This window comes from Halanaerocella petrolearia (assembly GCF_054657875.1).
Map to the genome: position 1 here is coordinate 185,255 of NZ_BAAHXW010000001.1, position 19,812 is coordinate 205,066.

Genomic DNA, 19,812 nt, shown 5'->3' on the forward strand with positions numbered 1-19,812 from the left:
GAGATAAGTAGGAAAATGGAGGTAATATAAACTATGAATCATACAAAATGGATTGCTAGAACTGGAATTTTATTGGCCTTAACTTTAGTAGTACAAATGATGGGGTTTCCTTTTTTTATTACAGGTCCATTAGTAAATATGTTCTTGTTTATTTCTGTTAGTTTAGTAGGAGGAATAGGAGGAGCATTAGTTGGTGGTTTAACACCATGGATTGCTCTAGTTCGTGGTATTTTACCTGCGCCTTTAGCTTCAGTAATTCCTTTTATTATTTTAGGAAATGTTGTTTTAGTCATGACCTACTATTTGGCTAATAAAAGTAATCGCTATTTAGCAGTCGTTGGAGCAGCAGGGTTTAAATATGCTATTTTAGCTTGGGCAGTAAAATCTGTTGTAAAAGTACCACCTAAGATTGCTCAAATGATGCAGATACCACAGTTATTGACTGCGTTGACTGGAGGATTATTAGCTATTTTCTTAATTAAGATTCTTAAAAGAAGTAATGTTGAATGGAGGACAGACTAAATGGCTTATTTACTGGTAGTTATAGCTGGAGGGCTGTTGGCCCTTCCTTTTCAGTTTCCTAATTTAGCTTTGGTTAGCTGGATAGGACTAATCCCTTTTCTTTTTGCATTAGAAGATAAAACAGATAGACAAGCTTTTTATTTAGGTTGGCTGATGGGAATTATTTTTTTAATAATAAGTGGTAAATGGTTAATCTATCCGCTACTTAAATTTAGTGGTTATCCTTGGTTTATCTGTATTCTAATACTTATTTTAGCTTTTGTATTACTAGGAACGTATTGGGGACTATTTGCTTGGATTACTAAAATGATTAATCAACAGTTAAATTTATCATTATTAATTGTTATGCCCTTAGTTTGGACTGGAATAGAATTTTTAAGAACTCTTTTTTCTTTTCAATATTTATTTGGCTTTTTAGGTTATAGCCAAAGCTTCATTCCTGAATTGGTTCAGTTGGCCCAATATGGAGGCTTTTATTTAATCAGTTTTTTGATTGTATTAGTAAATACTTTACTTTATTTAGGATTGAAAAAGAATTCTTTTAAATATAAGTTAATTTATATTTTAGTTGCTATTTTAGTCTTTGGAGTAGTCTTTAGTTATGGTAGATTAGAATTAGCTAAAAAGGAACCTACAGTTAAAGAGTTAAAAGTAGGTTTGATTCAACCTAATATTCCCCAACAAATAAAATTAGATCCTAATCAACAGGATGAAATTGCTAAGCGATTGACTAAACTATCACAAGAAGTATTAAACCAAACTACCGATATGGATTTATTAATCTGGCCAGAAACGGCTATATTAAGATCTTATGATCAGGATAAAAAGTTTCCTTTTGATTTTTCAGATGGGAATTCATTATTAACTGGTGGTTTCATTACAGAAAAAGAGAATTATCTAAATAGTGCATTACTAATAGATAAGAATAATAATATCCGCCAAACATATAGTAAGAATAGATTAGTTCCTTGGGGAGAATATGTTCCTTTTCCTAATTTGATACCTGATTTTATTGAAAGTAACTTAAATCATATTACTCCTGGTACAGAGTTACAGAGTTTTAAGTTGAATAATATAAGTTGGATTGCTCCTATTTGTTCTGAGATTTTGAATCCTTTTTTTGTTCATAAATTATATCAAGATAATGATTTAATTATTAATATTTCTAATGAAGCTTGGTTTGAAAGAAGTAAAGCTTCTTTACAGATCTTACAGGCAGCTATATTTCGAGCTGTAGAGTATCAAGTGCCAGTAGTTAAAGTAGGTAATACAGGAATTAGTGGAATTATTAATAAACAAGGTCAAATAATAAATAGAACTAAATTATTTGAAACAACCAGTTTAGAGGCTAAGCTAGAATTAACTTCACAAGAAAAGACTATATATCAACAGATAGGCTATTTGTTTGGAAAGATTATTCTTGGAGTGATGCTATTATTATTATTATTAATAACTTATACTAGATATAAAAAGGAGTAGCAATATTGCTACTCCTTTTTATATCTAAGCTAATTCTCTAGCTTTTTTCTGGTCTATAATAGTTTCTTCTGGTTGTTTATCTTTTTTCTTAAATACGTTAGTTATAATTCCAATCCCTAAGACAATTAAAGTAACAACATCAGCAATTAGTATGCTCCAAATAGCAGCTTGTCCTAAAGTAAATTGATTTAAGTTTTTAAAATTAATAATTTCTAAACCACTCTGTTGACTAAAAGATGAAATGAAAATTAATAAGGCAGCAACATAAATGAAACTATTAGATAAAAACCTGAATAGAGACTTAGATAGAAATTCTTTTTCTGTAGTAGTAAAAAAATTTTTAAGTAAAATAATAGCCTCTATAATAATTGCTACCATAAAAGAAGAAGAAATAATTAATTCAGAATTCATTTTATCACTCCTTAGTGTTAAGTTACTATTATTGTAACATAATTGTTATTTTAAAATCAATTTTTATCTGTTATAGTTGCAAATTAATAACTGATCTGCTATAATTAGATATCGATATAATTTAATATTAGAGAAACTAGGGGAGTTTTTATTAAAAAACTGAGAGAGAGTTATTAAACTCTGACCCTTTTGTACCTGATCTGGATTATACCAGCGTAGGAAAGTTAGTGTTTATTAATTACAGGCACAACTCCTACATGGAGTTGTTTTTTTACTTTTAAGGAGGGATAATATTGAATAGTACAAAAATAAGAAAGATATCAGAAATGGGAGTTAGTTTGGCTTTGGCAGTTATTTTAAATTATTTAAAAATTTATGAAATGCCTCAAGGTGGTTCTATTTCTTTGGAAATGATTCCAGTTATCTTTATTGCTTTACGCTGGGGTTGGAAAGAGGGGCTTTTATTAGGAACAGGTTATGGAATTTTACAAGCTATGTTAGCTGGTTATGTTGTACACTGGAGCCAGTTGATTCTTGATTATCCATTAGCCTATGGATTATTAGGTTTAGCTGGATTAATAGGTGCTTTAAATCAATCAAACAGCTTAAGAAAAAATTCATTATTGGTAAGTTCCGGTACTTTATTTGGTTCTTTTCTAAGATTTATAATGCATTTTATTTCTGGAGCTGTCTTTTTTGGACAGTATGCTCCTGAGGGCCAAAGTATCTGGACTTACTCATTAATTTATAATAGTAGTTATTTAATTCCAGAAACAATTATTACAGTAATAGTTATGTTAATCCTAATTAAAGCAATAGCAAATAATCCAGTAATGGAGTTAGAAGGAGTCAATAGTTAATGTCTAGGGCAATTGTCTTTATAAATGGGGAATTAATAGGCAGAGAAGAGTTTTATCAAGACTATATAACTGCTAAAGATACGATTGCTTGTGCTGATGGAGGAGCAGAATATGCTTTTGAACTAGGAATTACTCCTGACTTGATAGTAGGTGACTTTGATTCTGTATCTTCTACAGTACTAAATCAGTATAGAGAGCAAGGAGTAAAGATCAAAAAATTCCCTGTTCAAAAAGATAAGACGGATACTCAATTGTTATTAGAAAATTTAATTGAAATGGGCTTTGAAGAGATTATTGTTTTTGCCGCTTTAGGAAAGAGATTAGATCATAGTTTAGCTAATATATACTTATTAGAGCAATTAACTACTTCTGGAGTACAGATTAAGTTTGTAACAGAGCAAGATACCATTGAATTGATTACTGATAATAGAATCATTAAAGACAAAGCAGGTAATACAATATCTTTTCTACCTATAACTTCTCAAGTGGAAGGTGTTGAATTGAAAGGGGTTAAATATCCTTTAACAGATGCCACTTTAACTCGAGGTTCAACATTAAGTATCAGTAATATTATTGAAGATGAAGAAGCAGAGATTAATCTAAAAAATGGAAAATTATTAATGATTATTAATTACTAAAAAGCTTTCTGTTTAGAGCAGAAAGCTTTTTAGTTTATAATATGTTAATTAGTTATTAAATAAATATAAAACTATAAGATTAAATTAAAAGGAGGGGTATTTATAGATAAGAAAGACTGCTGGGCCAAAAAAAAGAGTGGAACTAACTATAAATTAACTTATATTAAAAAGGTAAATTGGGAAGAATGTATAGGATGTGGTTGTTGTGTAAAAGCATGTGGATGTCAGATTATAGAATTAGTTAATACAAGCACTGGCATTAAGGCACAGATAATCAATGCTCTAGAGTGCTTAGGAGATGGACACTGTAAATCAGTCTGTCCTACTGGAGCAATAGAATGTAACTAAGCTTTATTTTTCACAAGTTTTGTGTTACACTAATCACTACAAAATATTAGGGGGTAGATCTAGTTGGATAGAGAAGAATGTATTTTGAATCCTGGTGATAATTGTAATGATTGTGGTGAATGCCTAATCTGTGATTTAAATAGTAATAAAGAATGTGACAATTGTATGGAATGTATTGAAGGAGATAGTGAGTTTAGAGCAATTAAAATTGATGATGTTGTCTATGAAGAATAAACTTTAAGTTTGAACTTTGGCCCCAACGGGCCAACTTTTTATTATCAACTCCTATATTAAACTACTATTTAGCCAATATTAATAATAGAGCTATTAATTATTATATTATAGGAGCTGATAATATGAAGAAGATAAAGATAGGAATTATTGGTACAGGACTTGCTTGGCAGAGATTACACTGGCCTGCTTATCAACAACTACAGGATAAATATGAAATTGTAGCTTGTTGTGATGTAGAATTAGAAGTAGCTGAGGCAGCAACTGAACTAATAGGAATTAATAAAGATAAAGCTTATGAAGATTATAAGACTATGATTAAAGAAGAAGAATTAGATGCAGTAGATATTATGGTTCCCATCTCGCAAAACTTTGCTGTCTCTAAAGATGTAGCTGAATTAGGATTAGATATTATTTGTGAGAAACCACTAGCTACAAACTTAGAAGAGGCTAAAGAATATACTAAATTTCCAAAAGAATATGATATTAAAGTGTTAATTGCTGAGAATTTTAGATATAATGAAGAAAACAACATTCTCAAAAATCTAGTAGCAGAAGAAAAGGTTGGAGAAATCATCTACTTTATTAGTAACTTTATTGTTAATTTCCCCCAAGAGGCATTAGGAGACACATTTGCTGCTAAAGAATGGCGCCAACATCCTGCTTTTCCTGGAGGTAGATTATTAGATGGAGCTTTACATAACTTAGCTGGTTTAAGACATATTTTTGGTCCAATTCATAGTCTGCAAGCCTTTGGCAAACCACAAGAGGATGACTATGTTCCTTATCTATCTACAAATATTAACCTTCATTTTGAGAATGGAATAGTTGGACAGTTTTCTTATTTTCCTAGTGGCAAAGAGATGCAGCGACCTTTAGTAGGAACTAGAATCTTTGGTCGTCAAGGAATGATTTATTTAGAAGAGAGAAAATCTGGAGTTATCAATATTGCTTATAATGATGGAACTAGAGAAGAGATAAATTATACACCTAAACAAGGTTTCTATAATGAGTTAGTAAACTTCTATCAAGGGTTAACTGATAAAGAAGATATTTCTGTTACTCCTGAAATAGAATTAGGCGATGTTAAGACTGTATTATCTATTCTAAAATCAGTAGAAGAGAATAAGACAATAGAAGTTAATCAGTAGCAAAATAATTCTATAATTTTAACTATAAAGGAGGAGAATAAATGAAGATAGTTGTAATTGGTGGAGTAGCAGCTGGTACTAGTGCAGCTGCTAAAGCTAAACGAGAAATGCCTGAAGCAGAAATCACTATTTTTGAACAAGATAGTGACATATCTTATTCTGGATGTGGTTTACCTTATTATATAGCGGATTTAGTAAAAGAAAGAAATGATATTATTATCTATACTCCAGAGAAGTTTGAAGCTAAGAAAGGGCCAAAAGTAAAAGCTCAACATATAGTAAAAAGGATACTACCTGATAAAAAGCAAGTAATAGTTAAGGATATATTAAGAGATAAAACTAAAGAAGTAGATTATGACAAGTTATTAATCTCTACTGGTGCCAAGCCAATTGTACCTCCTTTACCAGGAGTTGATTTAGATAATATCTTCACTCTTCGTAATGTACATAGTGCTGATCGAATCAAAGAGTATATTACTACTAATGAACCTCAAAAAGCGGTAATTGTAGGTGGAGGTTATATTGGGTTAGAGATGGCAGAAAGTTTATTAGAACATAATATCGAAGTTACTGTAGTAGAAAAGGCAGATCAATTACTGACTAATTTTGATAGTGATATGGCAGAAATAGTAGCTGAACATCTTAAGAAACAAGGGGTTAATATAATTACTGATGATGGAGTAGTTGAGTTTAAAGGAGAGCAGAAAGTTACAAAACTAGTTACTGAAAATGGAAAAGAAATAGAGGCAGATTTTGCATTATTAGCTATTGGAGTAAAGCCTAATGTGGAGTTGGCCCAAGAAATAGGAGTAGATTTAGGACCAACTGGAGCAATCAAAGTCAATTCTAAGTTAGAAACTAATCTATCTGACATTTATGCTGCTGGTGATTGTGTAGAGACTAAACACTTAGTATCAGATAACCCAGTTTGGATTCCACTAGGTTCAACGGCTAATAAACAAGGTCGCGTAGTAGGTAGCAATTTAACTGGTGGAGAAGATCATTTTAATGGAGTCTTAGGTACAGCAATTACAAAAATCTGTGATTTAGCTGCTGCTAGAACAGGAATAACAGCTAAAGAAGCTAAAGAAGAAGGCTATGAGATAGTAACTTCTACTATTAAAGCTGGTAATCATGCGGGTTATTATCCCAATTATACAAAGATAAAGATTAAATTGATAGTAGAAGAAGAGAGTGGACAGATTTTAGGAGCTCAGGTTATTGGTGAATCTGGAGTAGCTAAAAGAATAGATGTTTTAGCAACAGCAATCTATAATCAGATGGAAGCTAAGGAATTAATTGATTTAGACTTAGCTTATGCTCCACCATTTTCTGTTCCTAAAGATGGAGTAATGGTTGCCGGAGTTGTAGCAGATAAACAAAGGAATTAAAAAAGGATAAAATCTAGGCCTTTTAGTAACTTTTCTGGTAGTAATTACTTTTGTTATTAATTCTAGTTGTTGATAAGATGATAATGAAAGTATAAACTAGAAAGGTGATACGGATGGATAAATCTCCTAATGATTATTTAAAAAATCTAGGTGAATTACAGAAACAGAATAAAGTTGAAACTGAAGAAGATGAGCATATTAATTGCAAATCAGAATATTTACAGGCTTTAAAGAGAGCTAAAACTGGACAGCAAAAATCTGAAAATAATAAAGCAGAAAAGACAACTAAAAAATTAAATCTTAATAGTTTCAAAAAAATCTCAGTAGTCAAATTTATTACTAATTTGTTAAAAGAAGAACCCCAAAACTAAATAAAAGCCCTGGAAAACCAGGGCTTTTATTCTATATTTATTTTTGAGCCATATTCTTCTCATAATCTTCAATCATCTTCTTAACCATTTGTCCACCAACTGAACCACATTCTCTAGATGTTAAGTTACCCCAGTAACCAGACTTATACTCATCAGAAACATTAAGCTCCTGTGCTGCCTCTACTTTCATTTTATCTAAAGCTTTTTTAGCCATTGGATTTAATAATCGATTACTGTTATTTCTAATAGACATTATATTCTACCTCCTTGATTAGTTTAATTGGGAAGCCTAACAGGTGGGGGAAGTTTTATTTTTGAGCCATATTCTTCTCATAATCTTCAATCATCTTTTTAACCATTTGTCCACCAACTGAACCACATTCTCTAGATGTTAAGTTACCCCAGTAACCAGACTTATACTCATCAGAGATATTAAGTTCTTGTGCTGCTTCTACCTTAAACTTGTCCATAGCCTGTTTGGCCATTGGATTTAATAATTGATTACTGTTATTTCTAATGGACATCTCTTTCACCTCCTTAATTACTTTGTTACTACTATTATGACTTTTGAGGTGGATTTAATACGAGTTAATTTTTTTATAAAATAAACTAAATAACTAAAAATGTTTTAAAAATATTACAATGGTTATAATAAGAAATTATATCTAATAAAAGTTATTTTAAAATTTAAGGCAGGACTTATATTAACTATAGTTAATATAAACAATAGAAGACTACAAAAAATCAATTTAAAGTGAGGAGAAATTTGGGGTGAGAAGAATTGGATTTAAAAGCAGTAGAAACTTTACATGAGTTACAAAAATGGTCTATGCTTAACCATTTGGAACATAAAATTATTTATATTATTGGAGCTTTAGTAGTAGTTTCTTTTTTAATGATTTCTATTACTAAAAAACTTAAAATACCTAGTATTGTAGGTTATATTTTTATTGGGATCCTATTTAGTAGTAGTTTGATTCAAGATCTTCCTTTTTTAACTGCTATACAAAAAGAATGGTATTCTTATTTAATTGATTCTTTTAGTTATGTAACTGTGTTAGCCGTTTCTTTTATCTCTTTTACTATTGGTAGTGAATTATCAATTAGTGTATTAAAAAAACTAGAGTTAGAGTTTGCTTTAATTGTTTTGCTTGAATCGTTAGGTGCATTTTCTTTAGTAACAATTAGTATGTTATTATTAGGAGAACCTTTATTTATAGCTCTTATATTAGGAGCTATTGCTTCTGCTACTGCTCCAGCAGCTACAGTATTGGTAATCAAAGAATACAAACCCAAAGGTGAATTAGCAGCTACCTTATTAGTAGTTTTAGCTATTGATGAAGCTTTAGCTTTAATAATTTTTAGTTTTGCTGAACCTATTGCTTTAACTCTTGTATCACCAACAGCTAGCTTATCTATCTTTAATACCTTCTTTATTCCTTTAGGTAAGATTATTGGAGCCGTAATTTTAGGTTTAAATATTGGCTATTTTTCTCAAAAACTAATGGGAGTTCATTATTATAATAAGACTCGTAAAGTATTATTATTATTAGCTACAGTCTTTGGAGTATCAGCAACTGCTCTTGCTCTTAATTTTTCACCATTAATCGCTAATTTATCTGTTGGTTTTGCTTATAGGAATTTTTCTAAAAAACATCTAGGTATTGCTGAACATATGGATACTTTGACTATTCCTTTATATGCTATATTCTTTATTTTAGCTGGAACTCATATTCGTTTTGATAATATTACTTCTAGTAGTTTTTTAATGGTAGCTTTAGTTTATGCTATAGCTCGAATTATTGGTAAAGTAGGTGGTGCCTCATTAGGAGCTTGGCTATCTGAAGCACCTAAAAAAGTAACTAAATACATAGGAGTTGGTTTGTTGCCACAAATTGGAGTTGCAATTGATTTAACTTATAAAGTACAAAGTGATTTTATTCATTTTTCTGTCAATAATGAAAAAGTAGGAGTTTTAATCTTTAATATTCTTCTCTTTACAACAGCTATTACTGAAATTGTTGGCCCATTATTGACAGAATATGTTTTTATTAAAGCCGGAGAAGTAAATAGTTAAAATACTTTAAAGAGGGTTAATACCCTCTTTTGTTATTTAAAATTTAATTATATCTTCTTTTTTAGACTTGCAAATTTCTGTTATTGGTAATTTTTCTATCCAACTATTCCCAAGTTCTTTTTGGGCTTGTTTAACTTTCTTGACACCTGGTTCTGTTAGACTATATCTATTTTTATCTATCTTCTTTAGACTTGCTTTTCTCCCTTTAAAATAACCTCCAATTCCTCGAGGATCTTTGCCATATTTTCGAGCAAAATTTTGTAATTTATCTTTAGTTATTATTTTCTTTTTTTGATTTTCTATTTCTGCTAATACAGCTAACCGTCGTATTTTTCTTACTGTAGCTTTATGTTCTTTAGAAAATCCTAATAATTTTTTTAGTTTTTTTAACATAAGAATAACACCTTCCTTTCTTTTATAACTTATGACTAAGATATGTAATATATGAACTGCTAAATTTTGAAAAGAAAGGTGTTTGAAATAAAAAACGGTTGATTTATTAATATCAACCGCCTAAAGTAATATCTTGCTGATCATACCAATTAAGGGCTTGGTAAAAGTGGTCTTCTTTAAAGTTAGGCCAGTAACTATCTACTACGTAAATATCAGAGTAGACTGATTGGGCTGGTAAAAAACCACTTAATCTTCTTCGTTCTCCCCAACGAATAATCAAATCAATACGAGAGATATCATGGGATTTTAATGAAGATATAATCCCCTTTTTGGAACGACTTTGGTTCTCGTTAAGGTTACTTAAGTCCCAGTGCCAACCATAATTGACTAATAGATTGACTTTTAGACCTCCTTGCCCAAAGGTCTTACGTTCTTTTGTATAAGGAAGTAATTCATCTGGAAACATAGGCGTATCTGTATTACCTACTACTAGTATTTCTGCATCTTCTTTAGTCAGCATTTTAACAGCTTCAATACAGGCTTTAGTAAAAGCTTTCGTTTGGACAGATGGACGTTTAGTATTATCCATAGTAAAACCATAGAAGGTTAATTCTTTAACGCCTTTTTGTTGACATAGCTTAAATATTTCTAAACCAGGGCCAAGTCCATAAGTATAGCCGTCTTCTTTATTTAAGCCTTGGTTTTCAGCCCACCTTCTATTACCATCTGGTATAACTCCTATATGTTCTGGTATTCTCATTTCTTTACCTCCTTTACTATCGTTATTATATCATTAATTACATCTCTTATACTTAATTATTTATGATTTCTAGGTTAAAACCAATATTTTTTAAGCCATTTAATAACTGAGCTAAGGTCCAAGCTTTCTGCTAAAGATGTCAAATAAGGTATCTGCTTATAATCATCTAAAGAAATTGACCTAGATAGTTCTAAATTTAATCTAAAATAATTTGAACCTAATAATTGAGATAAGATTTGATTATCTACTCTTATTCCTCCTTCCATAATAGAATTAAGTAGAGGTAGACTAGGAGGGGGAGTGGGATTAATGGCCCATTGTGAAATTCCCCATTGCTCTGTATCTTGCTTAATTTGATAAGGAATAACTCCTGTTCCAATAGATAAAAGATAGATATCATCAAGCTGTTGATTTGTTTTTTCTTTAACAGTTGCTAAAGCAGCTAAGCTAGGATTATTAGCTATAATAGCTCCATCAATATGGTTTTTGTAAGAAGGAAAATAGGTAGGAGCAGCAGAACTAGCTAAAGCTACTTGGATTACAGATTTATTTCTAGTTTTAGAATTAGGAAAATTGTTAAAAAAGACTGGTTGCCAAGTTTTATCACCTATCAAATCAAAACTAGGAACTAAAACTTGATAATTAAGATCTTTAAGTTGTAAGCAATAAGGAAATAGTTTAGAAAGTAGATTAGTTAAATGTTCATTATCATATCTAGGGCGGGTTAAATTTAAATAAGATGGATTAAAAATATATTTACTATTCTTTAAAGAATATAATTTAGCTAATTTATCTGGTAATTTGTTATAAGCTAATCCTAAAGCAATAAATGAACCAGAAGAGGTACCAGCCAAGAGATTAGTTTTGCTAATCAACTGGGGAAATTTAGTCTGGAGTCGTTTTAAGAGAGTAATGGTTAAAGCACTCCTAACTCCTCCACCATCTAAAGCAATAACTCTATATTTACTGATAAAAAGACCTCCTTTTTTAGAATTACACTTATTTTATGTTTAAAGAAACTAAATATTGAAATAAACAATAGAATAATATATAATATAATTAAAATAGAATATAAAGCTAGGGGTGCCTTTTGGGCTGAGAGAAACGAATGTTTCAACCCTATAACCTGACCTAGATAATACTAGCGTAGGGAAGCAACCTGATACATTCAATTATCAGTTATCTACATATAAGTATGCTTAAGAGCTTCCTTACGTTAGTAGGGGAGCTCTTTTTATTTTATAAAGTGGAGTATTATCGAGATATTGTTTCACTTTTTAATAAAAAGTTAACTTAAAAAATTGAATTCAAAGACGGTTTCGGAACGGCCTATCGGCCTTCTTCCGAGTACCTTTTGTCAAAATACACCCCAAGAGTACTTCTTCATTTCATTCAGAGCGCAATTAGTAGTCTTTATCATTAATTCAATAATTTTAATCAGCTATATAGTTTAACAATAAATGAATTGAAGTAACTGACTATTTTTCATTTACATCTGATAAAACTACTAAAAAGGTACAAAAAATTTTTAGTAAAGATACATCTTAGATTTTTACTGGTTTTGACCTTAACTGCACACTGTAAATTGTAAACTGCAGAAATATCTCGATAAAGCAATACTTTTAAACTTAAAAGAAAGGGGATAAAAAGATGAAGATAATCTTAAATGGAGAAGAAGAAAAACTTGAAGAAGAGATGGCACTAACTAACTTCTTAACTACTAAGAATTTAGAACTAGAAAGACTAGTGATAGAGTATAATCAAGAAGTTATACAACAAGAAAAATGGGCCAACATCACTTTACAAAATGGTGATCAATTAGAAGTATTAAGATTTGTAGGAGGAGGATGCTAATATGTCTGATAAGTTAATGATAGGTGATAAAAAGTTAAATAATAGGTTATTTACTGGTACCGGTAAGTTTTCTGACCAAGACATAATCCCAGATACAATCAAAGCTGCTGGATCACAAGTAATTACTATGGCTTTAAGAAGAGTTAACTTTGATGCACCAGAGGAAAATGTAATTAACTATATCCCAGATAATTGTACTTTATTACCTAATACATCTGGAGCAAGAACTGCCGAGGAGGCAGTTAGAATTGCTAAGCTTGCTAGAGCTGCCGGCTGTGGGAATTGGGTTAAAATAGAAGTAATATCTGATAATAAATATTTACTTCCAGATAATCAAGAAACAATTAAAGCTACAGAAATATTGGCTGAGGAAGATTTTGTAGTACTGCCTTATGTGAGCCCCGATCTTATGGTAGCTAAAAAGTTAGAGAAAGCTGGGGCAGCGGCAGTAATGCCACTAGGAGCTCCTATTGGTTCTAACCGAGGACTAAAAACTAAAGAACTAGTTAGAATTATGATTGATGAGATTGATTTACCAATTGTTATTGATGCAGGAATTGGAAAACCATCTCAAGCTGCAGAGGCTATGGAGATGGGAGCTGATGCTGTACTTGTTAATACCGCTATAGCTACTGCTAATGATCCAGTAGCTATGGGAAGAGCCTTTAAACAAGCTGTTCAAGCAGGAAGACAAGCTTATTTAGCTGGAACAGGAAGAATTAAAGCTGAAGCCTCAGCTTCCTCACCACTAACAGGATTTTTAGGTGAATAAAATGAGCTATTATAATAGATATAAAGAAGTTAAAAATATTGATTTTTCTAGTTTTTTTAAGCAGGTAGAAGATAGAGATGTAGAAGAGGTTTTGAATAAAGAGAAGTTAGGAAAGAGAGATTTCTTAACTCTGTTATCTCCAGCAGCCAGTGATTATTTAGAAGAGATGGCCCAGTTGGCCCATCAATTGACAGTACAACACTTTGGTAAGACTATGACTTTATATGCTCCAATTTATATAGCTGATTATTGCGTCAACCAGTGTGCTTACTGTAGTTTTAGTATTTCTAATGATTTTAAACGTAATAAATTAAACTTAGATCAAGTGGCTAAAGAAGCACAAGTGCTTGCTAATAAAGGAATTAAAAATTTATTAATCTTGACTGGGGAATCAAGAAAACATGCTCCAATCTCCTATCTTAAAGAAGTTATTACAGTACTTAAAGATTATTTCCCTTCTTTAGCATTAGAAATCTATCCGTTAGAGATTGAAGAGTATGAAGAATTAATTGCTACTGGAATAGATGCCTTAACTATCTACCAAGAGGTTTATGACGAAGAGATATATGATCAAGTACATATTACAGGGCCAAAGAAGAACTATAAGTTCAGATTAAATGCTCCAGAAAGAGGTTGTCAAGCTGGAATGAGAAAAGTAAATATTGGTGCTTTATTAGGACTTAATGATTGGCGTAAAGAGTCTTTCTTTACAGGACTACATGCCCAATATTTACAGAATAAGTATCTAGAGTCCAAAATAAGTCTATCTGTTCCTAGATTGCAACCACATCTAGGTAGTTATCAGCCTAACTCAATTGTTGATGATCAAAGTTTAGTTCAGATTATGTTAGCTTATAGATTATTTTTACCACGAGTAGGAATTAATGTCTCAACTCGAGAAAGTGCTCAACTAAGAGATGATCTATTACCTTTAGGAGTTACTAAATTATCGGCTGAGTCATCTACAGCAGTAGGTGGTTATACACAACAGAAGGAGACCAATCAATTTGATATCTCTGATGATAGAGATGTAAGTCAAATAAAAGATATGTTAGCTCAGAAAGGGTATCAACCAGTCTTTAAAGACTGGCAGCGAATTTAATAAAGGAGAAAAAGATGAACCAATTTGAAAAGTCATTAAGAGACTTCTTAAATAGAAGACAGTTATCTCCTAAAGTCAATATTGCTGCTGCTAAACAGGCTGATATCATATTAAACTATGTATTGGAGGAGAATAAATGTTAAATACTGATTTATACTGTATTACTGCTGAAAAGTATTCTTTAGGTAGGAGTAATATCGAGATAGCAAGGGAAATGTTAGAAGCGGGTATAGAGATAATTCAGTATCGTGAAAAAAAGAAGAAGATGCTTTATAAATATCAAGAATGTAAAAAGTTACGTAAGATGACTGCTCAAGCAGATGCTAGTTTGATTATTAATGACAATGTTGATTTAGCTTTAGCAGTTGAAGCTGATGGAGTACATATTGGCCAAGAAGATTTACCAGTAAGAGAGGTAAGAAATTTATTAGGGCCAAATAAAATCATTGGTCTATCTACTCATTCTCCTAAACAAGCTAGAGAAGCTCAAAAAAAGCAAGTAGATTATATAGGAGTTGGCCCTATCTTTGAGACAAATACTAAAGAAGATGTCTGTGCTCCAGTTGGTTTAGATTATTTAGATTATGTAGTAGAGAATATTGCCCTTCCTTTTGTAGCAATTGGAGGAATTAAAGAGCATAATATAGATATAGTAAAGAATAGAGGTGCTAATTGTATCTCTATGGTAACAGAGATTGTAGGGGCTGAAAATATAAAAGAAAAGATTCAAAGTATTAGAGAAAAAATATAATATTGATAGTCGTGAGCTGTGAGCTATGAGTCTTGAGCCAAATTAAATTTAAAGTCATAAAATATTTTAATACCTTAAAACTAAGGTACTGCTGAGAATTAGATTTTGTTTGAATGTAGAAATTTTAAACTGGCTCAAGACACACGACTCACGACTTATTACTTATTTAAGTTATTTCATTTATAACATCTAAGAGAATATCTGATCGATTAGCTGACATAATATGAATTCCATCAATTAAATCATAAGCTTGTTGTAAGAACTGACTAGAGATCTTTATTCCCTCTGATACTCCTTGTCCTTCCATTCTAGCTAAGATACTTTCTGGGATCTCAATTCCAGGGACAGTACTATCTAAATACTTAGCCATTTTATAACTAGTTAAGGGTAAGACTCCAATTAAGATTGGTACATTAAGATGTTTAGTTTTGTCTAAAAATATTTTTAATAGGTCTAAATCATAGGCAGGTTGGGTTTGAATAAAATCAGCACCATTTGCTACCTTGGTTTCTAGTCTTTCAATCTCTTCATCTAAATCATCGGCACCCAAATTACCAGCTGTAGCTACTGTTAAATCAGTAGTTCCAGTTAATTGATTATCATTAGTATCAGCACCTTGGTTTAGTTTTTGGACTGTCTCAATTACTCCTACTGAATTAGTATCAAATACAGGACTAGCTTGAGGATGGTCACCTTGAGTAGGATCATCTCCAGTGATAGCTAGTATATTATTAATTCCTAAGTTGACTGCTCCTAATAAATCAGCTTGTAAAGCAATAATATTCTTATCACGACAGGTAACATGAGGAATAACTTCTAATCCAGTCTCTTCTTGAATCAAATGACCTGCCATAATAGAACTCATCTTCATCTTAGCCATTGGTGAATCTGTAACATTAACTGCATCTACTTTTCCTTTTAATTCTTTAGCTACTGAGAAGATTTTACTACAATCTGTTCCTTTAGGTGGGGTAACCTCAGCTGTAATAACAAAATCTTTAGTTTTTAATTTATTTTTTAGTGACATAATCAATTCTCCCTTCTCGAATATAGTGTCAGTGTGAGTTAAAACTGATATATTATATATAATTTGATTGCTCAATTATCCATTCTCAATTAATTCTGCTGCCTTCTTAACTGCTTCTACTGCATTATCAGCATATCCATCTGCATCTATATTTTTAGCATAATCTGCTGTAACAACTGCTCCACCTAGTAATACTTTAGTTTCTGGAGCTACTTCTTTAAGTTTAGTTGTAATCTCTTCCATCCTAGGCATAGTAGTAGTCATTAAAGCACTTAACCCTACTAAATCAACTTCATTAGTAATAACTTGCTCTATAATTTCTTGATTAGCTACGTCTTTACCTAAATCAATTACTTCAAAACCATTATTTTCTAACATTATTTTAACAATATTTTTACCAATATCGTGTATATCTCCTTTAACAGTAGCTAAGAGAATAGTACCTAATTTTTTTTGCTCGCCTTCTTCTTCTAACAATGGTTTTAACTTAGAAAAAGCCTTCTGCATTGTTTCTGCAGCCATCATTAGCTGGGGAAGAAAATAAGTTCCTTCATCATATTTGGCCCCTACTTCTTTAATTCCAGTAATTAGAGCTTGATTGATAATAGTTAAAGGAGAGTAATCATCTAAAGCTACTTCAAGTTGCTTGATGATATTCTCTTTATTTCCCTCTAGAACTGATTGATGGATTGTAATCAAAATATCCTCATCTGTTGTAGTGTCTTCTACTTTATCTTTAGTGTGATTTTCCTCTTGTTCTTGATCAGCATAGGATTCAAGATATCTCTTTCCAGCTGGATCACGATTTACTAATAAATCACTAGACTTTACAGTAGCTTTCATAGCTTGACTAGTTGGATCTAAGATTGGAGCATTAAGTCCTGCTTGAATAGCCATAGCTAAATAGGCTGTATTTACTTCTTCTCTAACTGGAAGACCATAGGAAATATTACTGACACCTAAGACTGTAGCAACTCCTAATTCATCTTTGATTAGACGAATAGCTTTAACGGTTTCTTGAACTCGCTCTTGTTCAGCACTAGCTGCTAAAGCCAAAGTATCAATCCAGATATCTTCTTTATTAATGCCAATTGCTTGAGCTTGCTTAACAATTTTTCGAGCAACCTTTAATCTTCCTTGAGCAGTAGGAGGGATGCCATCCTCATCTAAAGTTAATCCTAAAACTGCTGCACCATACTTATTTGCTAAAGGAAGAACTCGTTCCAAACTTTCCTGTTCACCAGTTACTGAGTTGATTAATGGTTTACCTACTACTTGTTGTAGCCCCGTTTCTAATACCTCTTGATTAGTTGTATCAATAGAGACTGGGACATCTACTACATTATGGACTGTCTCTAGGGCCAACTTCATAGCCTGAGCTTGATCAATTTCTGGTACTCCAACATTAATATCCAAAATATCAGCTTCAGTTTTAACCTGCTTAGTAGCTTCTTGAGAAACAAGTTCCATATTATTTTCAGCTAGTTGATCTGATAGCTTTTCTCGTCCAGTAGGGTTGATTCGTTCACCAATGATTCGAGTTGGTAAATCATCAGAGATAGTTACTGTTTTAGTTCGACTAGTTAATCTAGTTTCTTTAATAACTTCTCCTTTGTTAGGTGTAACATTTGTTACTTGTTCTTTAACCAACTTTATATATTCAGGAGTAGAGCCACAACAGCCACCAATTATATTGGCCCCTGCCTTGATAAAGTCTGGAATATAATCTGCCATTTCTTGAGCTGACATAGGAAAGACTGTCTGGTTATTATCATCTAAGATTGGTAACCCAGCATTAGGTTGAACACAGATAGGAAGGTCTGTCTCTTGATCTATAATCTCTACTATCTCTACTAATTTCTTAGGACCTAAGCTACAGTTGGCCCCAATTGCATCAGCACCAATAGCTTCTAAAACAGTGACTGCTGTTTGAGGGTCAGTTCCTGTCATTGTCTTTAAATTCTCTTCATAAGTTAAATTACAGATTACAGGAAGATAAGTTTCTTCTTTAACAGCAATTAAAGCGGCTCGAGCCTCCTGTAGATCAGTCATAGTCTCAATATTAATCAAATCAGCTCCAGCTTCCTCTAAAGCTTTAGCCTGTTGAGCAAATACTTCATAAGCTTTCTGAAAAGATAGATCTCCTAAAGGCTCTAATAACTTTCCAGTAGGACCAATAGAAGCTGAAACAAATACATTATTATTAGATGCTACTTCTCGAGCCAACTTTACGGCTTGGCTATTTATCTCAACTACTTGATCCTCTAAGCCATACTCAGCCAACTTAAGGGAGTTGGCCCCAAATGTATTAGTCTGAATAATATTACTGCCGGCATTTAGATAACTTGTATATATCTCCTGTAGTATCTCTGGGTTAGTTAAGTTTAATTCTTCTGGGCAGTCACCAACTTCTAATCCTTTATTCTGTAGTGCAGTACCCATAGCACCATCTAATACTAGAATCTCATTTTCTAATCTATCTAATAAATTACTCACTACTACATACTCCTTTCTTACTCTATCTATAATTATCTATTTTTTGATCTTAACTGCAAAGATGTAGTTTAATTGATATAAAGCGTCACTTTAATATCACAGCGATGAGCTATGAGCTGTGAGTCGTGAGCTAGAAATCAAACGTAACAAGCTCATTAATGTAATGGGTTTGAATTGGCTCATGGCTCATAGCAGATAGCTAACAACTACTATTCATACACACAAGTTTCAAATTCACAATTTTGGCAGTTAAAGTCACAACTAGGTCTATCTGATTCAACATTACCTAATCCTATCAAGGCAGTAATTGACTTTTGAGGATCTAGTATGTAACCAGAACTAAGGTTAATATCTAACTCTTCTCCATCTAAAAGATCTAATAATTCAGGTTGCATATCTAATTTAGTATCACCATAACCAGGGCTAAACCGCATTGTTAGATGGGATAAACCTCTGGTTAGAGATTCTTTTTTAATTAATCTAGTTACTTCATTAGCTACTTCTTCTACTGCTGCTGAACCTACTGCATCTAAAGTAGTTGCTTTAGTTAATTCACCTTCAGCAAAAAGTTGATTTACCTTCTCTTCTAATTTATATCCTATAGTTACTGCTAAAAGAGCTACTTCTTCTTGGTCAGCTAATAAGTCAGCTATATCCTGACTCTGAAAGGTAAATTTTTCTGCTCCTAAGCTAACTTTATCTTGATCAATATCTATCTCTTCTAAGATGATATATTTTCCTTTAGGTTCTAATAGGGGAGTGGCTAAATCTATTGTATCAGAGATTATCTTTTCCACTTTAGCATTAGATTCAGTCTGTTCTTGATAACCTAATTCTTTCTTCACTTCATATTTAAGAATTTCAATTGAGATATCTTGGATAATAATCTACACCTCCAATAAAAAAACCTCTTCTTATAAGAGAAGAGGAGTTATCATCTTCCCTTATTTCTCAGAAGTTAAGACTTCCGCAGGAGTTGGCACCACTGTAGTATCTTAAACTCAAACTAAAAATTACTACTGGTTGCCGGGTTTCATAGGGCCAGTCCCTCCACCACTCTCAATAAGGCTAATATCTATTCAATTATTGTGCATAAGTATAACATCAATTATACTCTTTGTCAAAACTAATTCTTTTTTTAAGTATAACTAAACCTATCTTTTATAAACATAATTAAT

General features: G+C 31.9%; 24 protein-coding genes and 3 riboswitches. Of the genes, 15 read left to right on the forward strand and 9 right to left on the reverse strand.

Annotation, left to right across the window (positions count from 1 at the left end):
- Positions 1-33: 33 nt before the first annotated feature.
- The gene (locus ACYQ39_RS01015; protein ID WP_459840012.1) at positions 34-522 is read left to right on the forward strand and encodes an ECF transporter S component; all 489 of its coding nucleotides are present in this window, start codon (positions 34-36) and stop codon (positions 520-522) included.
- Positions 523-2,001 (forward strand): apolipoprotein N-acyltransferase, encoded by a 1,479-nt coding sequence (gene lnt, locus ACYQ39_RS01020; protein ID WP_459840013.1) that lies wholly within the window; start codon positions 523-525, stop codon positions 1,999-2,001. It begins immediately after the preceding gene.
- 24 nt (positions 2,002-2,025) lie between these two features.
- Here the strand turns inward: lnt and ACYQ39_RS01025 are convergent, their stop codons facing one another.
- Positions 2,026-2,412, reverse strand: coding sequence for a hypothetical protein (locus ACYQ39_RS01025; RefSeq protein ID WP_459840014.1), 387 nt, complete (start codon positions 2,410-2,412; stop codon positions 2,026-2,028).
- A 128-nt stretch (positions 2,413-2,540) separates the two neighbouring features.
- Positions 2,541-2,651: riboswitch (TPP riboswitch) on the forward strand.
- Between the two features lie 54 nt (positions 2,652-2,705).
- On the opposite strand from ACYQ39_RS01025, the gene thiT reads away from it, so the two are divergent.
- The 7 genes from thiT to ACYQ39_RS01060 all read left to right on the forward strand — a co-directional run bounded on the left by thiT (position 2,706) and on the right by ACYQ39_RS01060 (position 7,402).
- Positions 2,706-3,272 carry an energy-coupled thiamine transporter ThiT gene (gene thiT / locus ACYQ39_RS01030; protein WP_459840015.1) on the forward strand — a complete coding sequence of 189 codons (567 nt, stop codon included), beginning with the start codon at positions 2,706-2,708 and terminating at the stop codon, positions 3,270-3,272.
- A complete protein-coding gene (locus ACYQ39_RS01035; protein WP_459840016.1) occupies positions 3,272-3,910 on the forward strand; it encodes a thiamine diphosphokinase in 639 nt (212 codons plus the stop codon). The genes thiT and ACYQ39_RS01035 overlap by 1 nt, the downstream gene beginning before the upstream one ends.
- 189 nt (positions 3,911-4,099) lie before the next feature.
- Entirely contained in the window at positions 4,100-4,258 is a 159-nt protein-coding gene (locus ACYQ39_RS01040) for a 4Fe-4S dicluster domain-containing protein (protein WP_459841605.1), read from the forward strand.
- A 63-nt stretch (positions 4,259-4,321) separates the two neighbouring features.
- Positions 4,322-4,492 carry a hypothetical protein gene (locus ACYQ39_RS01045; RefSeq protein ID WP_459840017.1) on the forward strand — a complete coding sequence of 57 codons (171 nt, stop codon included), beginning with the start codon at positions 4,322-4,324 and terminating at the stop codon, positions 4,490-4,492.
- Between the two features lie 122 nt (positions 4,493-4,614).
- Positions 4,615-5,640 (forward strand): Gfo/Idh/MocA family protein, encoded by a 1,026-nt coding sequence (locus ACYQ39_RS01050; protein WP_459840018.1) that lies wholly within the window; start codon positions 4,615-4,617, stop codon positions 5,638-5,640.
- Positions 5,641-5,681: 41 nt separating this feature from the next.
- Entirely contained in the window at positions 5,682-7,031 is a 1,350-nt protein-coding gene (locus ACYQ39_RS01055) for a CoA-disulfide reductase (protein WP_459840019.1), read from the forward strand.
- A gap of 113 nt (positions 7,032-7,144) precedes the next feature.
- Positions 7,145-7,402 (forward strand): hypothetical protein, encoded by a 258-nt coding sequence (locus ACYQ39_RS01060; protein ID WP_459840020.1) that lies wholly within the window; start codon positions 7,145-7,147, stop codon positions 7,400-7,402.
- A 37-nt stretch (positions 7,403-7,439) separates the two neighbouring features.
- Here the strand turns inward: ACYQ39_RS01060 and ACYQ39_RS01065 are convergent, their stop codons facing one another.
- Both ACYQ39_RS01065 and ACYQ39_RS01070 read right to left on the reverse strand, forming a co-directional pair.
- Positions 7,440-7,655 (reverse strand): alpha/beta-type small acid-soluble spore protein, encoded by a 216-nt coding sequence (locus ACYQ39_RS01065; protein WP_459840021.1) that lies wholly within the window; start codon positions 7,653-7,655, stop codon positions 7,440-7,442.
- Between the two features lie 55 nt (positions 7,656-7,710).
- Positions 7,711-7,926, reverse strand: coding sequence for an alpha/beta-type small acid-soluble spore protein (locus ACYQ39_RS01070; RefSeq protein ID WP_459840022.1), 216 nt, complete (start codon positions 7,924-7,926; stop codon positions 7,711-7,713).
- 257 nt (positions 7,927-8,183) lie between these two features.
- Here ACYQ39_RS01070 and ACYQ39_RS01075 point away from each other — a divergent pair, with 257 nt between their 5' ends.
- Positions 8,184-9,479, forward strand: a complete 1,296-nt coding sequence (locus tag ACYQ39_RS01075) for a cation:proton antiporter (RefSeq protein ID WP_459840023.1) — start codon at positions 8,184-8,186, stop codon at positions 9,477-9,479.
- A gap of 36 nt (positions 9,480-9,515) precedes the next feature.
- On the opposite strand, the gene ACYQ39_RS01080 is transcribed toward ACYQ39_RS01075, so the two are convergent.
- From ACYQ39_RS01080 to ACYQ39_RS01090, 3 genes are all read right to left on the reverse strand, one after another.
- The gene (locus tag ACYQ39_RS01080; protein WP_459840024.1) at positions 9,516-9,872 is read right to left on the reverse strand and encodes a hypothetical protein; all 357 of its coding nucleotides are present in this window, start codon (positions 9,870-9,872) and stop codon (positions 9,516-9,518) included.
- A 112-nt stretch (positions 9,873-9,984) separates the two neighbouring features.
- Positions 9,985-10,632: a polyprenyl diphosphate synthase gene (gene uppS, locus ACYQ39_RS01085; RefSeq protein ID WP_459840025.1), complete on the reverse strand. Its 648-nt coding sequence runs from the start codon at positions 10,630-10,632 to the stop codon at positions 9,985-9,987.
- Positions 10,633-10,706: 74 nt separating this feature from the next.
- Positions 10,707-11,603, reverse strand: a complete 897-nt coding sequence (locus ACYQ39_RS01090) for a patatin-like phospholipase family protein (protein ID WP_459841607.1) — start codon at positions 11,601-11,603, stop codon at positions 10,707-10,709.
- 98 nt (positions 11,604-11,701) lie between these two features.
- A riboswitch (TPP riboswitch) is annotated at positions 11,702-11,802 on the forward strand.
- Positions 11,803-12,282: 480 nt separating this feature from the next.
- On the opposite strand from ACYQ39_RS01090, the gene thiS reads away from it, so the two are divergent.
- The 5 genes from thiS to thiE are packed head-to-tail and all read left to right on the forward strand — an operon-like array spanning position 12,283 to position 15,111.
- Positions 12,283-12,486 carry a sulfur carrier protein ThiS gene (thiS, locus tag ACYQ39_RS01095; protein ID WP_459840026.1) on the forward strand — a complete coding sequence of 68 codons (204 nt, stop codon included), beginning with the start codon at positions 12,283-12,285 and terminating at the stop codon, positions 12,484-12,486.
- A 1-nt stretch (position 12,487) separates the two neighbouring features.
- The gene (locus ACYQ39_RS01100) at positions 12,488-13,258 is read left to right on the forward strand and encodes a thiazole synthase (RefSeq protein WP_459840027.1); all 771 of its coding nucleotides are present in this window, start codon (positions 12,488-12,490) and stop codon (positions 13,256-13,258) included.
- Position 13,259: 1 nt separating this feature from the next.
- Positions 13,260-14,360 carry a 2-iminoacetate synthase ThiH gene (gene thiH / locus ACYQ39_RS01105; protein WP_459841609.1) on the forward strand — a complete coding sequence of 367 codons (1,101 nt, stop codon included), beginning with the start codon at positions 13,260-13,262 and terminating at the stop codon, positions 14,358-14,360.
- Positions 14,361-14,374: 14 nt separating this feature from the next.
- A complete protein-coding gene (locus ACYQ39_RS01110) occupies positions 14,375-14,503 on the forward strand; it encodes a hypothetical protein (protein ID WP_459840028.1) in 129 nt (42 codons plus the stop codon).
- Positions 14,497-15,111, forward strand: coding sequence for a thiamine phosphate synthase (gene thiE / locus ACYQ39_RS01115; protein ID WP_459840029.1), 615 nt, complete (start codon positions 14,497-14,499; stop codon positions 15,109-15,111). Before ACYQ39_RS01110 ends, thiE begins: the two co-directional genes overlap by 7 nt.
- Before the next feature lie 166 nt (positions 15,112-15,277).
- Here thiE and ACYQ39_RS01120 read toward each other — a convergent pair whose 3' ends face one another.
- From ACYQ39_RS01120 to ACYQ39_RS01130, 3 genes are all read right to left on the reverse strand, one after another.
- Positions 15,278-16,138 carry a methylenetetrahydrofolate reductase gene (locus ACYQ39_RS01120; RefSeq protein WP_459840030.1) on the reverse strand — a complete coding sequence of 287 codons (861 nt, stop codon included), beginning with the start codon at positions 16,136-16,138 and terminating at the stop codon, positions 15,278-15,280.
- Between the two features lie 75 nt (positions 16,139-16,213).
- Entirely contained in the window at positions 16,214-18,634 is a 2,421-nt protein-coding gene (locus ACYQ39_RS01125; RefSeq protein WP_459840031.1) for a homocysteine S-methyltransferase family protein, read from the reverse strand.
- Between the two features lie 209 nt (positions 18,635-18,843).
- The gene (locus tag ACYQ39_RS01130; protein ID WP_459840032.1) at positions 18,844-19,479 is read right to left on the reverse strand and encodes a hypothetical protein; all 636 of its coding nucleotides are present in this window, start codon (positions 19,477-19,479) and stop codon (positions 18,844-18,846) included.
- A gap of 96 nt (positions 19,480-19,575) precedes the next feature.
- A riboswitch (SAM riboswitch) is annotated at positions 19,576-19,703 on the reverse strand.
- Between the last annotated feature and the right edge of the window lie 109 nt (positions 19,704-19,812).